Origin of the sequence: Erythrobacter sp. JK5, from assembly GCF_018205975.1 — a bacterium.
In the GTDB taxonomy this organism is placed as follows: domain Bacteria; phylum Pseudomonadota; class Alphaproteobacteria; order Sphingomonadales; family Sphingomonadaceae; genus Erythrobacter.
This window is the reverse complement of the sequence record NZ_CP073577.1, coordinates 312,385-327,882: the sequence shown is the minus strand read 5'-3', so window position 1 is coordinate 327,882 and position 15,498 is coordinate 312,385. Positions and strand designations below refer to the sequence as shown.

Below are 15,498 nucleotides of genomic sequence, written 5' to 3'. Positions count from 1 at the left end.
AGCGCCTACGGTCTCGACCGAGTGCTGACAAGGCGTGCGCTCGACGACGAACAGGAATGGAAAGCACGTATCTATGAGTTGGACTGACGAGCGGATCGCGACCCTCAAGAAAATGTGGGAAGGCGGTTCGACAGCGAGCCAGATCGCCGAGGAACTGGGCGGCGTGAGTCGCAACGCGGTGATCGGCAAGGCGCACCGGCTGGGGCTCAAATCGCGCCCCTCGCCGGTGAAGGCCAACGAGAAGAAGAAGGCAGCCAAGAAGGCGGCGCCCAAACCGGCGGCGAGAAAACCGGCGGCCAAGACCGCCAAGCCTGCGGCAAAGCCGTCTTCCAGGCCGGCCGAAAGCGTGTCGGGCGCAAAGTCGGGGGCGGCTTCGTCTTCGCCTTCGCAGCCGATCCCCAATCCGACACCCGAACTGCCCAAGATCGTCTCGGTCGGCCCGGGTGGATTTCTGCGCCAGGGGCCGGGCGATCAGCAGCCGCCGATCCCGCCTGCCCCGCCTCGCCGCCTGGTGCCCGCCAAGCCCAGCCCCGCGATCGCCGACAAGACCAGTCTTCTCGATCTGTCGGACAAGGTCTGCCGCTGGCCGATGGGCCACCCGGGCGAACCCGATTTCCACTTTTGCGGACAGGATGTGAACCCGGGCTTCCCCTATTGCGTCGAGCATTGCGGACGGGCCTATCAGGCGCAGCTGCCGCGCGGCGCGCGACGTCCCCCTCCGCCGCTGCCGTTCGGCGGGCCACGGGTGCGGTAAGGCGCACCAGCCGCAGCCGCTCTGTCCGGTTGCGCCGTGCACAACTGCGGCAGCGAGAGCTCCGGTGTCCTTCTTGGCTCAACCGGGCCTGTCGGCAGCGATCGTGGCGCGTCTTGCAAGGCGGTTGCGCCGCTGGCCGCGGAAGGCCTCAGATCGCATTCGAGCAAAATTTGTGGGACCTCTTCCCCATTTCGAACGCTGAGACATTCATGAAAAACACCATTCTGGCCGCCAGTGTTGCGACGAGCGCGCTGTTTCTTGCCACGCCTGCCAATGCCGAATTGCCCGGTCCGGTTCGCGCGATGATCGATGCCGCGATCGAGCGCGGCGACGAGGAGGCCGTGCGCACGGTGATCGACCTGGCGCGGCAGACCAATCCCGATGATGGCGCGGAGCTCGACACGATTCTGTCGGACTACGAGGCTGACCTTGCCGCCGTCGCGGCTGACGCGGCTGCAGCGGAAGCGGCGGCGATCCGCGATGCGGGCCTGTTCGAAAACTGGACCGGCAAGGGGGAGCTGGGCGCGTTCCGTTCGACCGGCAATTCGGACAATGCCGGTGTTACCGCAGGTCTCAAGCTGACCCGTGAAGGAATCGACTGGCGCCACAAGTTTCGCGCGCGGGTCGATTACCAGGAGACCGCAGGCGTGGTGACGCGCGAGCAGTTCCTCGCCGCCTACGAACCCAATTGGAAGATCACCGATCGACTGTTCGCCTATGCCTTAGGTCAGTATGAGCGCGACCGCTTTCAGGGCTTTTCAGCGCGCTATTCGACCTCCGGAGGTCTCGGCTATGACGTGATCGACAACGACAGCATGGCGTTGTCGGTCAAGGCGGGCCCTGCATGGCGGCGCACCGAGCTGGTTGGGGGCGGAAGCACCAGCCGCATCGCTGCGCTCGCCGCGGCCGATTTCGACTGGCAGATCGCCGAAAATCTCGTGTTCACCGAAGACGCCAGCGCTTTCATCCAAGGCGGGTCCAGCACCTACATTTCCGATACGGGATTGCAGGCGGCGATCGCCGGCAATTTCTCGGTGCGGCTATCCTACACTGTCGAACATGACACCGACCCTCCGCTCGGGGCCGTCAAAACCGATACGCTGAGCCGGGTGACGCTGATCTACGACTTCTAGGCGCGATCCGCCCTACCCGCTGATGCCTTGCGCGCCCTTCCCCGTGCAGCAATCTGGAACTGGCTCGTTGGCAACGGAAATGCTAGGTTCCCCGCAGTCGGTGCGGAGGGACGATGCCCGAATTTGCCAACCCCGTGCGCTTGCTGCGCGGAGCGTCCGGAAACAGTCTGCGACGACGGGCACTGTTCGCCTACACGATTGGCATCCTGGGTGCGCTGCAGGCGGCAACCCTGTATCCTCATGTGCGCGCACTCGCCGGCTCTTCAACCGGTTCCGTTTCGGCGGAGGGGGCACCCAGAGCGGCCCAAACGCTGGTAGTGGGTATCGACAGGCCGACCTCGCAGGATGTGGTCAGCGGCGCGATCGAGACGGCTTCGGAGACCGCGCCCGTTGCGGGCGAAGCGATCACGGAACCAGCCGATAGCCAGCAGCAGGCCGGGGCACAGTCCGTCCCGCAATCGCCGCGTGCCGAAGTCATCGGTGGATACGAAATCCTCCCGTCCGATTTCTCGCTCGACGGGCAGTCGGGATCATCGGCTGCGGTGTCGCGTTCTGCCAGCGGAACGATCGCTGTCCGCAAGCCAGTGTTTGTCGGCAATACCTCGATCGGATCGATCCCGATCAACGTCGACGACGACGCTCAACTCTATGTCGAAGCGCGCCAGCTCAAATCGCTGCTGACGGGGCAGCCACGGGTTTCATCGCAGCTGGCCAGCTTGCCGGAACGCGGGCCGGTATCGTTCCAGCGGCTGCGGCAGATGGGAATCGACTTGCGATACGATCCGACGCTCGATCGGGTGAACCTGCGACCCAATTGATCGCCAAGCGCTATGTGTGCCGGAGTACCACCATCGCGATGCCGCCTGCCGCGATCGCGACACCGAGCGGTATCTTGGCAAAGTCTCCGCGTGCGCCAACAGCTTCGGTCGGTCCGGACGCTGCGGCGCGGCGCCGCCGGATGCGTGACACCGCGATCCAGACGGTTCCGATTGCCAGCATGGCAATCGATGTGGCAGCCAGCAGGCCGAACGCCTGCGACATCGGGAAGCTCAATGCCAATGCGGCATAGGTCTTGGCGTCCCCCCCGCCGAGCCAGCCGCGCGCGAACAGCGCAAATCCGATCACCAGCGCAATGCCTGCATGTCCGGGATGCGACCACCACGGCGCCGCATGGGAACCGGTGAAGATTGTCGCGACGCCGCAGCACAGGATCAGTACGGCAAGCCAGTTGGGCAGCAGCCGGTATCGGCCATCGAGCCATGCAGCGAGCACCAGCAGGCCGCACAGCACCCCGGCGATGATCGCGTTCACGATCGCGCAGGCGAGCTAAGGTCGGTCATCATGCCTGGTCGTGTCCGGCCATCACCGTCCGTTGAGACCGACCCGGATCGGATACCGGCCGCCGTCCCGCGACGGCGCGGGCTCTCCGGTCGCACAGGCGATGGTCGGAAACTCGGTCAAGGAGGCCGATTGCCGCGTCGCCTGCGAAATCCTGGCGGCGGTGTCTTCGCTTTCTTCCTCCGGCGCTTCCGGTTCCGGTTCGACCGGTTTGACGCGGCGCGAGGCCACTTCGATCTGCGGCGCGCTCGCGCCCTGTTCGCGCACGGTCGCAACGGCAATCTCGCCGGTGGAACTGCGCTGGATGCGCGGGCGGCGATTGTCGAGCACGATCGCACCACGACGTTCGAAATCCCGTGCATCGGGCTCGATCAGCCCTTCGGCGACTGCGGCGCTCGCTGCTTCGGCAAGCGCCCGGTCGGCCTCGGCCTCCCTGCTGGCGACGGCGGTGGCGGATTGGCCGATCTGCGACTGGTAAAGGCGGTTGAGATTGCGCGCGAAGCGGGTGTCGCTCGGACGCAGCATTACCGCGACGTTGAAGAAGCGCTCGGCGAGGTCTTCGCGGCCCAGCTGGACATAGGCGATGCCCAACCCGTTATAGGCTTCGGGCGCGACCTTGGGATCGAGCACGGCGCGCTCGAAATGGTAGATCGCATTGCCGGGCGCACCCGCGCGCAGCGCTTCGCGACCCAATTCGAGCCGCTCGGAATCGCCCGTTGCGAATTGGGCTTCCTCGCTCGCACTCTTCGACTTGAAGCCGAGTTCCGCAAGGAAGCTCTGGCAGCCGCTCAGGCCGACCAGAGCTGCGCTGCATATCAGGAGTTTAGCGATCTTCATGACACACCTCTCTCACCCCGCCATGGACGGGAAGACTTCCCGGATCGTCAGCACGACCGCAGGCAAAGCCAAAACGCCGATCATCGTCGGCAACATGAATACGACCAGCGGGATCGAAATGAGGACCGGCAGCCGATGCGCCCGCTCCTCGGCACGCAGCCGCCGCGCTTCGCGCATTTCGGAGGCGTAGACCCGCAATGTGGTGGCGATACTGGTCCCCAGCTTGTCCGACTGGATCAGCAAAGTCGTGAACGAACGGATTTCATCGACGCCCGCGCTGTCGGCCAGCTTGCGCAGCGCATCGTCGCGCGACGCACCTGCGCGCATCAACAACACCGTTTCGGAAAACAGGCCGGCGATCAGCGGGTGCGTGGTCGCTACCTCGCGGCTGACCCGGTCGAGCGACGCCTCCAGCCCGAGGCCGGCCTCGACACAGACCAGCATGAGATCGAGGCTGTCGGGAAATCCGTTGATGATCTTGGTACGGCGGCCCGAAGCCAGCAGGCGCACCCAGACATTCGGCAGGTAAAGCCCCAGCAGGCCGAGGATCGCGCAAACGAGGTAGAGCTGAAAGACCGAGAGCTGCCGGCCGGCGAGAAGGCTCAGCACCACGAACGCCGCAGGCAGCGCGAAGATCAGCACCAGCCGGACCAGAGTGTAGACCCGCGGTGCAGCTGGCGAAGTGTAGCCCGCCGATTTCAGGAGCTTCTCGATCTCGGAACCGCGTGTGTCGTCGAGGCTGAGGCCGCTCGATTCGATCCGCTCGATCACCCGTGTCCAGGCGGTGCGCCTGCGATCCCGGGCCAGCCCCTCATGCGTCAACGCTGCCTCGGTCTCGCCGATTGCGCGCAGGCCGCGTGCAGTCGCAACCCGGCCGGCGATGAAATTCGCCAGGAACAGGCCGCCGAACGCGACGATCGCGAAGACCAGCACGAGAATGCTCGCGCGCATGACCCAGTTGGAAACGATAAAATCAATCATGTCAGACCTTCAGATCGACCATTCGCCGCAGGATCAGGACGCCGGTGACGTACAGCACCAGCAGCACGATCGATCCGGTTATGAAGACCGGATCGTCGGCCACGTTGAGATAGAACGATGGTGCCAGGATGAATGTCGAAACGAACGCGAACACCGGCAGGACGGTCAGCATCCAGGCGGTCATGCGGCCTTCCGAACTCAGCGCGCGCACCTTCATGTACATCTGCGCACGATCGCGGATCACCTTCGACAGGTTTTCCAGGATTTCCGCCAGGTTTCCGCCCGTCTGGTTCTGCAGAGAGAGCGAGACCACGAACATCCGGATATCTTCCAGGTTCCAGCGTTCGGCCATCGCCTGCAGCGCGTCGATGAGGTCCGAGCCATAGGCAACCTCGTCCGAAACGAGGCCGAATTCGCTTCCGATCGGGTCTTCCATCTCGTTGGTGAGAAGTTCGATCCCCGAAGCGACCGGATGCCCGGTGCGCAGCGCCCGCACGAAGATGTCGAGCGCGACCGGAAACTGCTGTTCCATCTTCCTGCGCCGCGACTGCGCCATCCGCTGCAGGATCATGATCGGCACCAGCAGGCCGATCGCAAGCGCGAACAGGAGCACGATCTGCAAGGTTCCAAACCCGATCGTCACCCCTGTAACCATCGCGATCAGCAGCGCTGCGAAAAACACACCGACCGTGAAAAGCGCGAGATACAGCACCACCGACTGAAAGCTGAGCGGCACGCCCGAAGCGAACGTGAGCCGCTGGAACGACAGCATCGGGGTGCGGACGAAGTCGGGCAGGAACGCAAGATCGCTCGGGCGCCGCTTCACGAGTTCGCCGATCATTTCCTCACGATCGACGCCTCTGCCGATCATCTCGAGCCGCTTGTTGACCGCTCTCGACTGCGTCCTGCGCCGCGACATTTCGTCGAAAAAGGCGCTGGCGAGCAGGAACACCGCGGCAAACACCGCGAGGAAGATGAACAGCCGGACGATCTCGGCACCCATGGGTCAGTCGATCCTCGTATCGGGGCGGAACAGCGCGGACGGCAGGTCGATGCCGTATTCGGCGGCGACGGAGAGAAATTTCGGACGGATCCCGGTCGCTTCGAAATGTCCGAGAATCTGTCCGTCCTCGCCGACCCCGGTATTCCTGAAGCGGAATATCTCCTGCATCGTGATGGTCTCGCCTTCCATCCCGGTGATCTCCGACAGGCTCTTCACCCGCCGTCGCCCGTCGGAAAGTCGCGCGACCTGCAGCACGATATGGATCGCCGATGCGATCTGCGCGCGGCTCGATTTCGAGGTGATGTCGATCCCGCTCATCCCGATCATCTGTTCGACACGCGACAGCGCATCGCGCGGCGAGTTGGCGTGAACCGTGGTCATCGAACCGTCATGGCCGGTGTTCATCGCCTGCAGCATGTCGAAGGCTTCACCGGCGCGGACCTCCCCGACGATGATCCGGTCAGGCCTCATGCGCAGCGCGTTCTTGACGAGATCGCGCTGGCTGACCTCGCCGCGTCCCTCGATATTGGGTGGGCGCGTCTCCAGCCGCGCGACATGGATCTGCTGCAATTGAAGCTCGGCCGAATCCTCGATCGTGACGATGCGCTCGCGCTCGTCGATGAACGAGGACATGGCATTGAGCATCGTCGTCTTGCCCGAGCCCGTACCGCCCGAAATCAGAACGTTGCGGCGCGATTTGACGACCGCCTCGAGAACCTGCGACATCGCCGAGGGGACACTGCCGAGGTCGATCAGCTTCTGCATGTCGATCGGAATCTTGGCGAACTTGCGGATCGACAGCAGCGATCCGTCGAGCGCCAGCGGGGCGACGATCGCGTTGACGCGCGATCCATCGGAAAGACGTGCATCGACGAAGGGCGAGGATTCGTCGATCCGGCGACCGACCGCGCTGACGATCTTCTGGATGATCCGCATCAGGTGCTTCTCATTCTGGAACCGGGTCTTGACCCGCTCCAGCACCCCGCCACGCTCGATGAACACGATATCGCAGCCGTTGACGAGGATATCGGTGATGGTCTCGTCCTTGAGCAGCGGCTCGATCGGTCCGAGGCCAAGCAGTTCGTCCATGACGTCCTGCACCAGAACCGCGCGTTCCTCGCGGTTGAGCGGGTGATCGAACACCGCCAGCAATTCGGGCACCAGCGCGCTGATTTCGGACTTCACCTGGTCGGGCGGAAGCTTGTCGAGCAGCGACAGGTTGATCTTGTCGAGCAAGCCCTGGTGGATTGCCATCTTGATCTCGAGCAACCGTTCCTCGCGCTTGCTCAGGGTCGGGTGGAGCGAGACAGCCGGCTCGTCGGCCGCGGCCTTCACCTCTTCGACCACCGTTTCAGGCGGTTGTTCGTCATCGGCTTGTCGCAAGACCTTCCACATCACTCGGCTCCATCGTCCATCGCTGCCAGCAGGTCGTCGGCAAACTGCTCGATTGCGCGGGCAAACTTGCCGCGCTTGCTCAGCGACCAGACCAGTTCGCCCTGGTCCTGCGCGTCCTGCAGGTCGGAATTCTCGTCCGGGATCGTTGCAAACACCGAATGGCGCAGCACCTCTTCGGCCTCGCTGGTCTTGATCGGCCTGAACAATCCGGTTTGCACCCGGTTGAGGACGATCTTGATCGCGTTGCGATCGATGCCCATCGATACGAGGAAATCGAGCCGCCGCTTCATCTTGCGCAGCGAATGCACCGTCAGGCTGCCGACCAGCACGATGTATTGCGAAGCGAACAGCGTCGACAGGCCCCAGTTGGTCAGCGACACGGGCATGTCGATCACCACCATCTCGCAGTTGCGACGGGCGGCGGCGAGAATCGGCTGCAACTGGTCGAATTCGAGCTCTTCGATTGGCAGGATGTCGATTGGCGATGCAACCACGCCGGGCATGCCCTCGCGTCGCGCAAGTACCGAATTGTAGAGCTCGGCATCGAGCCGCTGGTCGGCATCGACGAGGTCCTGCAAGGTCAGACCGGGGCGCAGGCCGAGAATGCTGCCCACATCCCCGTGCTGCAGGTCGAGATCGATCACGTTGACCGCAATCCCGTCATGCACCCAGGCGCCCGCAAGGTGGGTCGCGACGGTGGTCGTTCCGACGCCGCCCGAACAGCCGATACAGGCGACGACCGGGGCAAGAGCAACCTCTTTCGGGGCCTTGGTCGCCGGGCCGGAGTCGACGTCGGCAAGCGCTCCGAGCAGGTCCTCGATCGAGAACGGGATCTGGAGCACGTCGGTGACGCCGTGTTTCAGGAGTGCGCGGGTGGTGCGGATGTCGAGCGCCTCTACCCCGGCAATGATCGGGGTGCCGGACGTGGATGCGGCGATCGTGCCGATGCGATCGATCGAGCTCTTGCGGACCGGATCGACCTCGACCACGATCACGTCTGCGGCGGCGATCGCCTCCCGCGATGGCAATTGGTCGAGACCGGTTTCGATCAGCGCGATCGTCTCGCCCAGTTCACTCAATCCGGCAATGGTTTCGGGTCGGGCCAATACCACCACCCTACCGGGTAGCTGCACTGCCCGGCTCATCGATGTGTCATAGATATCGTCAATCCTCGTCACTGGGTGAAAACCTCAATTGGCAAAGCTTCCCTCGCTGTCCTCTGCGGTCAGCGAGTAGCGGATCGTTGGCAGGTCGAGCGTTCCGCCGAAGAATGCGAAAGTGATCGGCTGGTAAGTCATGTCGTCGAGTTCGACCGTGACGATCGGTGCCACGTCCGGCCCGTTGGGGTCGCCGGAAAATCCCAGCCCGGAATACTCGTAATCGACCGAGACGTTTCCCGGCTGGATATTGGCGCTGATCTGCTGCATCCGGCCGACCAGCGCATCGAACGCGGGCTGATCCATCGTCGTCGCAAACCCGCACGATCCGTTGCAGGTGCATCCGGTCGAGGTGCAGCTGACCCCGGGAAAGGCACTGGCAGGAACCACGGTGCCCTGCGGGATGCCGCCGGACACGGCAAAACTGTAATTGGCGAGGCCGTTCGGAGACGTGCCGCCCGGCAACATCTGGGTTGCCACCGCCCAGCGCGCGCCGGTCTGGGTCGCCTTTTCCGCCCGGTTGATGGTCCAGCTGTAGAGCCCGACATCGATCGTGCCCATGATGAACAGCAGCAGCAGCGGCAGCACGAGCACGAACTCGGCTGCGCTCGAACCGCGGATATCGCGTCCGAATTCCTTCAATGTGCAACGTTTCGTCATATGCCGTTCACCGTTGCTTGCGCCGATGCGAAGACCTGAACCGACTCGCCCTGCGCGAGCAGGAAGTCGAACAACGAAGGGTAACTCGCCGTGGCCGATACCGTCACCACCGGCGCACCGCCTGTCTTGCTGCGGAACACTCCGGTCGTGGTCGATGAATTGCACAGGACCGACACGGTGATGTCGCCATCGGTCCAGTCCTTGATCAACGGATCGGTGCCGCCGACGCTGCCGGTGCGGGTCACAGTCTTGATCTGGCTGACTGCAGCGCCGTTGACCGTGGACGGGCAGGTGTAGGTATCGAACGGCAGCCGCCCGGCATAGCGCGCGCCCTGCCGCACCGCCTTGATGATCTTGTGCTCGGTATAGAAATAATGACCCGCCTCGAAGGTCGAGAACAGCACCACCAGCATCATCGGCAGGATCAGCGCGATTTCGGCCGCTGCCGAGCCGCGCTGGTCTTTGCCGAACCGGGTGCCGAGCCGGATCATTCGATCAGGTAGGGAACATCCTTGCGGATGTCCTGTCCCGCTGTCGAGCCGCCGCCGAGCGTGGTCGGGCCGATCACCTCGACATAGACGTCGCTTTTTTCGGTAACCTTGTTGGGTCCGTTGCCGCGATTGAGCGAGGGTTCGACCAAGAACACATCGATGAACTCGACCGGTACCTTGCTGAACTTGCCCGATTGCCCGCCGCAATTGAGCACTGCCACGCTCAATACCCGGCGATCAGGATTGCTCGATCCCACCGGTACTCCGGGAGCGCCGCAAACGGGTGCGCCATAGGCTCGTAGATTGCCGACATTCTGTGTGGCGAGCAGCGACGAATTTGCCGCCTCATATCGATAAACCTGATACCGGGTAGGCGTCCCGGCAAGCGCTGTCGGAGGCACACCGCCGGGATAGACCGCTGAATTGCTGATAAAGTAGGCGTTGCGATCCCACACGCCATCGCCAACCTGACCGCCAACACACGAGCCAGTATTGCTCACCGCATGGCACATGTCGCGAGGATAGCCCATCGGGTCGAGCGCGCTGGCCTGGGCATTGGTTAGCGGATTGACGGGCGATGCGGGACGGTATGGATTGGGTCCGACTTGCCAACCGTTATTGCCATTAGTGCCGCATTGATTGCCGACCTTTTTCAAGAGGTCCTTGCGCGAATTGGCCGATGGTGGGCAGCTTGACGCACCGCTGGGGCATGCGTTGTTTATGCCATTCTCGTAAATGTCGTGGCGGGTATTCAGCGCATCTAGCACACTCACCTGCACCCCGGGCTTGGTCGTCACCATGTCGGTCCCAACACAATCCCCAGGCACTTCGGTTCGCCCCAGTGTTTGGGCGGTCGCGCTGGCCCCATTGCCGGCACTGGTTTCGAGGTAGCCGAAATTTCCCGGGACAAACCCGCCGCCATCGTTCGCCACCAGCCTCAGGCCCTTGCCGATATAGAACCCGACATCGAAATTCGGGTCGGTCGATTCGCGCGGATTGCACAGCATCAACGGCGGCAGCTTGCAGATCGCCGAGCCCAGCCCGGCGAGCGCGGCACCCTGAACGGTGTCCGAGGTGACCAGCCCGGTAATCGGCAGCAGCGCAAAATCGACCGTGCGCGCGTTCACGAACACTTCGACGTAATTGGCGTTGCTGTCGTTGGTCGCTGCGGACGTCTTGGTCTTGTTCTGCCAGAACCGGATCTGGCCGGTCGCATCGCAGGCAGGCTCGCTCGGCACCGTCACCGCATTGGCGCCGCTCGCGAGCAGGGTCTGATTGGCAACCAGCCCCACCGCCGCCGCCGAAGCGCGCGCGCAGGCTCCGGTTTCGCCATCGAGTTGAGTAGCCGCAGCAAGCGCCGCCTGGTCGGCCGCGTTCTGCAATTCGGAATCCATTCCGGCCAAGCGCGCATAATCGAACCCGACCCCGGCCACAGCGATCAGCCCGAACAGGGACAGCGCGTAAGTGGCGGCTACTGCGCCGCTTTCATCGCGCCAGAAGCGGAAGGGTATTCCTGGGTTCACAAACGTCTAGCTCCATTCTACCGCGGGCCGTCATCGGTGGTCGCTGCGGTGGTGCTGACCCGGTCCGGTTGCTCCACCTGGCCATCCCGGTAACGGTCGATCGCACGAACCGCGTTGGTCGCGGTCGTTTCGGGAATTCGCGTGTCGTATTCGGGGTTCGGATTGATGACCTGCGCCGCCATCGTCGCGCGGTTGGCGTCGCCCCAGGTCGGGTCCTGAAACCCGAGCAGTTCCTTGTCCGCCGTCGCGCACCCCGAAAGGCCGACCAGCAGCGCAGCGCCCACGAAAATTTGCCTAGAATTCATAGTCATCGCTCTCGCTTTCAGGATCGCTTGCAGCGTCGGCTGCTGCGGCTTCTGCCGCTGCGGAGGCGCTTGGCGACGCCGGCTCTTCGGGTCGATAGGCCACGCCATTGAGGAACAGGTCCGCCTGCACCGGATCCTTGACCCGGTCGGTCGGCAGCCGCACCTGGCTGGGCTTGATCGGTGCCACCAGCCGCGGCGTGACCACGATCAGCAGCTCGGTCTCGCCCTTCTGGAACTGGCTCGAACGGAACAGCGATCCGATGATCGGGATCGACCCGAGGATCGGCACCTGCCGCACCGTGGTTTCGAAATCGCGCTGGAGCAGCCCGGCGATGGCAAAGCTTTCCCCGTCGCGCAGCTCGAGCACGGTGCTCGCCCGCCGCGTCTGGAGACCCGGGATGCTCACCCCGTTGAGCCGGATCGACGCGGTCGGATCGATCGAGCTCACTTCGGGTTCGACCAGCAGGTTGATCGTGTCGTCGGACAGTACGGTCGGGGTGAAGGCGAGGCTGACGCCGAACGGCTTGAACTCGACCGTCACCGCACCGGAAATCGCTCCGCCGCCGTTGCCTCCGCCGAGGCCCGAGTTCTGCTGCACCACCGGGATCGGGAATTCCCCGCCGGCAAGGAACGACGCCTTCTCGCCCGACAGCGCAATCAGCGTCGGTTCGGCCAGCGTTTTCGACAGGCCGCGATCCTCGAGCGCGTCGAGCACCGTCTCGATATTGAGGCCAGCAACATCGGTGAAGAAGCGGCGGAAGATGCCGAACGTGCCGGTGATTGAATCCAGCTGGAGAATGCCGGCCCCGGTATCGGGATCGGGCACCAGCTGTGCGCCATCACCGGTCGACCCTTCGAATGCGCGACCGTTGGAGCGGAAGAACGACGAGACGCCGATATCCTTGCCGACGCTGCGCGAAACCTCGGCGAAGCGCACTTCCAGCATGACCTGCTGGCTGCTGCCGAGCGACATCAGGTTGACCACATTGTCCCCGGCATAGGCGCGGGCGAGTTGCACCGCGCGGTCTGCGGCCGCGGGATTGGTGACGAGACCGCTGAGCACGATCGATTCATTGGAAATGCGCGCGTCGATCCGCTCGCTCGGCATCAGGGTCGACATCTGGTCGCGCAGGCCGATCACGTCGGGACCGACGGCGATATCCATCACCGCCATCACCCGGTTGGCCTGATCGTACAGCGTCAGGCTGGTGGTGCCCATCGCCTTGCCCAGCACGTAAACCGAACGGTCCGAAATGGGGAAGATGTCGGCGATGTCGTCGTTGCCGATCATCGCCCGCGAAATCGAGCGGTCGGCCGTGACGACCTGGCTCTTGTTGAGCGGCACTTCGACGGCCCCGGCGTGGATCGACATTTCGCCGTCCTGCGCCGCGGCCGGCGTCGCCAGCGTCGCGCACGCAGCGAGTGCGATGGCCCCCGTCAGGGCGCGGAGTTTCTCAGTAACCGCCATAGCGTTTCACCCGATAATCTTGGCTTTCGACACCGCGCACGACAGTCATGCTGGGGCCGCGGTAGCGAACCGGAGCTGGCGTCGAAGCGGAAGTGGATCGTTCGCGCGGCGCGCTGGCGACCGGCTGCGGCGAAATCGCTGCCGAGCGCTGGCGGGCGGGGATGTAGATTCCCTCGCCGCCGAGGTCGCGCGGGAGCACCGCACGGGTCGATCCGACGACCTGGTTCTCGACATTGCGCAGCGCCATGCTGAGCGTGCCGATCTGGGTCGCCAAAGCGAGCTTTTGCGAGCCGTAGAGATCGGTCTGAAGGGTAGCGGTCTTGCCGATGGTCGGCTCGGTCTCGTTCTCGTTGGCCGTCTGGTCGACTGCCAGGACAAGCACGTTTTCGAGCACCACGGTGGTCATCTTGTCGGTGGTGCCCGCGCCTTCGCCCGGGATCTGCCGGGTCAGCATCACGTCGACCACATCGCCGGCGCGCACGAAACCGCCGACTCCGGCGACTTCGTTGACCGGGATCGAGACCGCGCGCAGTTCTTCGGGCAGCACCGAGGCGAGCGTCGCCCGCCCGCCTTCACCGCTCACGCGATTGGCCAGAACCGCCTCGCCGGCGACGATAGGCCGCAAGGCCACGCGCCCTCCGCGGGTCGCATCCTCGATCGATGTGAAGGCCCCGGCGGGGATCGAATCCGACGGCCAGTTGGCGAGCCGGGTATTGGTTGAAGTCAGGGGCGCGCCGAATTCCATATCCTGGCTGGCGACGACGATGCGCACCATCCGCTGATCCTGCGCGGTCTGTTCCTGCCGACTTTCGTAACCGCTGAAATAGGCGTTCGCGAGATAGACCGCGATCAGCCCGAAAAAGACGGCTGCGCCGACAATGAGAAGGTTTCTACCCCTCATCGCGCCCCTCCAATGAAAAATGTGTCACAACGAGTGTGGGCTCGCGGCGGAACCGCCGCGAGCCCAGCGAGACTCAAGGAATCGCGCCCTGGACGAGGCCGGTGGCCTGGTCGATTTCGGCGTCGATCGCCTGACCCAGCAGCAGTGCAGCACCGGCAATGCCGGCACCGACGACGGCCAGAATCAGTGCGTATTCGGCCGCCGAAGCACCCGATTCATCACGCATGAAGTTCTTGAGAAGTTTCATCGTATTATCCTCACACTCAGTTCGTGTTCGCAGATCGCGAACAGCTCAACCAGAGGCTCCGGCTTCTATTTCCGGTTACCTCATTCCGTGCGGGCCAATTTGCAGAACAGGCGCAACCCCAGTTTTTGTTTTGCCGGCTTGCGCCGTGCACTTGCGCCTCGTCCCCCTGGAACAATCAGAAGGGTCACGCTTTGTTAGCCTTGCGTCAATGACAATTTTTTTACAAAATTTTAACCAGCCTTCGGAATAACTTACGCGCTATGGCTGTTAACTTATTGGGTTTACGACTTGCACAAATGCGACAACCCGAACCAAATTCGAGGCGAAAGCCGTTGACAACAGGCTTTGATGTGTTGGCGGTGATTCGCGGTTCCTCGCGGTTCCGTGGTATGCTTTCGCGGATGGAACAGGCACTTGTCCCGGTCCGATCGCTGGCCCGAAAATCGGCGGCGTCCGCCTTCGAACGCAGCAAGGCGGCGATCGATCTGGTTAATCAGCGGCTTGTGACGATCGCCCTGATCTGGCTGAGCGCGATCGGCCTGGTTTCGATCGTGCGCATCGTGCTTTCGCCGACTCCGCCGCAGACCTTCCTGCACTATCTCGAACTTACCATACCCTATCTGCTGGTCGCGATCTCGCCGATCGCCGGGTTCCTGATCGCGCGCGCTGCGTTTCCCGGTCGTGCGCGATTCCGGCCCAGCTCGGTGCACTTCTCCGCCTATGGCAAGTGGTCGAAATTGCGCCCGATCGAGGCGTTGCGGCACGATAGCTTCGGCCCGATCGGCTTCATGGCGTCGCTGGTCATCGGCATGCTGCTCAATGTCGTGATGCGGACCGGCGAGTTCCTGCTCGCGGTCCCCCCGCTCACCAGCGCGGCGCCGGACTGGGGCCTCACCCTGTTCTGGCTGATGGCGGCGGATACGGTGATGATGAATTTCTTCTACATGGTGTGTTTCGCGATGGCGCTGCGCACGATCCCGCTGTTTCCCAAGATGCTGCTGTATGTCTGGATGATCGACGTGATGCTGCAGCTCGGGATCGCCCGCACCATGGCACAATTCGACCTTTCGCCAACGATCGCGGGCGCATTGGGCACCCTGCTCGACAGCAATATCGACAAAGTGCTGATCAGCGCCGCGATCTGGTTGCCCTACCTGATCCTGTCGGAGCGGGTGAACGTCACCTATCGCCACCGCGTCGCGACCTGATCGCGAGCCTGGGGCCGTCGCGCTCCCGCCATTCTGAACACCGTAACGAAAAGGGCCGCCCGGACTGCTCCGAGCGGCCTCTTTCTTTCGATGTGCC

At 63.5% G+C, this 15,498-nt stretch carries 17 protein-coding genes; 4 read left to right on the top strand and 13 right to left on the bottom strand.

Going from position 1 to position 15,498, the window contains the following annotated elements; all coding sequences use genetic code 11:
• The first annotated feature begins 73 nt into the window (after positions 1-73).
• From KDC96_RS01535 to KDC96_RS01525, 3 genes are all read left to right on the top strand, one after another.
• The gene (locus tag KDC96_RS01535) at positions 74-754 is read left to right on the top strand and encodes a GcrA family cell cycle regulator (protein WP_212450102.1); all 681 of its coding nucleotides are present in this window, start codon (positions 74-76) and stop codon (positions 752-754) included.
• A gap of 209 nt (positions 755-963) precedes the next feature.
• Positions 964-1,887: a YdiY family protein gene (locus KDC96_RS01530; protein WP_212450100.1), complete on the top strand. Its 924-nt coding sequence runs from the start codon at positions 964-966 to the stop codon at positions 1,885-1,887.
• A gap of 317 nt (positions 1,888-2,204) precedes the next feature.
• The gene (locus KDC96_RS01525) at positions 2,205-2,705 is read left to right on the top strand and encodes a hypothetical protein (RefSeq protein ID WP_212450098.1); all 501 of its coding nucleotides are present in this window, start codon (positions 2,205-2,207) and stop codon (positions 2,703-2,705) included.
• Between the two features lie 10 nt (positions 2,706-2,715).
• On the opposite strand, the gene KDC96_RS01520 is transcribed toward KDC96_RS01525, so the two are convergent.
• The 13 genes from KDC96_RS01520 to KDC96_RS01460 form a co-directional block, all read right to left on the bottom strand.
• The gene (locus KDC96_RS01520) at positions 2,716-3,198 is read right to left on the bottom strand and encodes a prepilin peptidase (protein ID WP_212450096.1); all 483 of its coding nucleotides are present in this window, start codon (positions 3,196-3,198) and stop codon (positions 2,716-2,718) included.
• A 51-nt stretch (positions 3,199-3,249) separates the two neighbouring features.
• Positions 3,250-4,062 (bottom strand): tetratricopeptide repeat protein, encoded by an 813-nt coding sequence (locus KDC96_RS01515; RefSeq protein WP_212450094.1) that lies wholly within the window; start codon positions 4,060-4,062, stop codon positions 3,250-3,252.
• 12 nt (positions 4,063-4,074) lie between these two features.
• Positions 4,075-5,043: a type II secretion system F family protein gene (locus KDC96_RS01510; protein ID WP_212450091.1), complete on the bottom strand. Its 969-nt coding sequence runs from the start codon at positions 5,041-5,043 to the stop codon at positions 4,075-4,077.
• Between the two features lies 1 nt (position 5,044).
• Positions 5,045-6,046, bottom strand: coding sequence for a type II secretion system F family protein (locus tag KDC96_RS01505; protein WP_212450089.1), 1,002 nt, complete (start codon positions 6,044-6,046; stop codon positions 5,045-5,047).
• A gap of 3 nt (positions 6,047-6,049) precedes the next feature.
• Positions 6,050-7,441, bottom strand: coding sequence for a CpaF family protein (locus tag KDC96_RS01500; protein WP_212450087.1), 1,392 nt, complete (start codon positions 7,439-7,441; stop codon positions 6,050-6,052).
• Complete coding sequence (locus KDC96_RS01495; protein ID WP_212450086.1) at positions 7,441-8,547, bottom strand: AAA family ATPase; 1,107 nt, start codon at positions 8,545-8,547, stop codon at positions 7,441-7,443. Before KDC96_RS01495 ends, KDC96_RS01500 begins: the two co-directional genes overlap by 1 nt.
• An 84-nt stretch (positions 8,548-8,631) precedes the next feature.
• Positions 8,632-9,258 (bottom strand): TadE/TadG family type IV pilus assembly protein, encoded by a 627-nt coding sequence (locus KDC96_RS01490; protein ID WP_212450084.1) that lies wholly within the window; start codon positions 9,256-9,258, stop codon positions 8,632-8,634.
• On the bottom strand, positions 9,255-9,749 hold the full coding sequence (locus KDC96_RS01485; RefSeq protein WP_212450082.1) for a TadE/TadG family type IV pilus assembly protein: 495 nt from the start codon (positions 9,747-9,749) through the stop codon (positions 9,255-9,257). The genes KDC96_RS01490 and KDC96_RS01485 overlap by 4 nt, the downstream gene beginning before the upstream one ends.
• The gene (locus KDC96_RS01480) at positions 9,746-11,272 is read right to left on the bottom strand and encodes a TadE/TadG family type IV pilus assembly protein (RefSeq protein ID WP_249171872.1); all 1,527 of its coding nucleotides are present in this window, start codon (positions 11,270-11,272) and stop codon (positions 9,746-9,748) included. Before KDC96_RS01480 ends, KDC96_RS01485 begins: the two co-directional genes overlap by 4 nt.
• A 17-nt stretch (positions 11,273-11,289) precedes the next feature.
• Positions 11,290-11,577, bottom strand: a complete 288-nt coding sequence (locus tag KDC96_RS01475) for a hypothetical protein (RefSeq protein WP_212450080.1) — start codon at positions 11,575-11,577, stop codon at positions 11,290-11,292.
• Positions 11,567-13,045 (bottom strand): type II and III secretion system protein family protein, encoded by a 1,479-nt coding sequence (locus KDC96_RS01470; protein ID WP_212450078.1) that lies wholly within the window; start codon positions 13,043-13,045, stop codon positions 11,567-11,569. Before KDC96_RS01470 ends, KDC96_RS01475 begins: the two co-directional genes overlap by 11 nt.
• Entirely contained in the window at positions 13,032-13,946 is a 915-nt protein-coding gene (gene cpaB, locus KDC96_RS01465) for a Flp pilus assembly protein CpaB (RefSeq protein ID WP_212450076.1), read from the bottom strand. Before cpaB ends, KDC96_RS01470 begins: the two co-directional genes overlap by 14 nt.
• A 73-nt stretch (positions 13,947-14,019) precedes the next feature.
• Complete coding sequence (locus KDC96_RS01460; RefSeq protein WP_212450074.1) at positions 14,020-14,193, bottom strand: Flp family type IVb pilin; 174 nt, start codon at positions 14,191-14,193, stop codon at positions 14,020-14,022.
• A gap of 401 nt (positions 14,194-14,594) precedes the next feature.
• Here KDC96_RS01460 and KDC96_RS01455 point away from each other — a divergent pair, with 401 nt between their 5' ends.
• On the top strand, positions 14,595-15,401 hold the full coding sequence (locus tag KDC96_RS01455) for a DUF2569 domain-containing protein (protein ID WP_212450072.1): 807 nt from the start codon (positions 14,595-14,597) through the stop codon (positions 15,399-15,401).
• Positions 15,402-15,498: the final 97 nt, after the last annotated feature.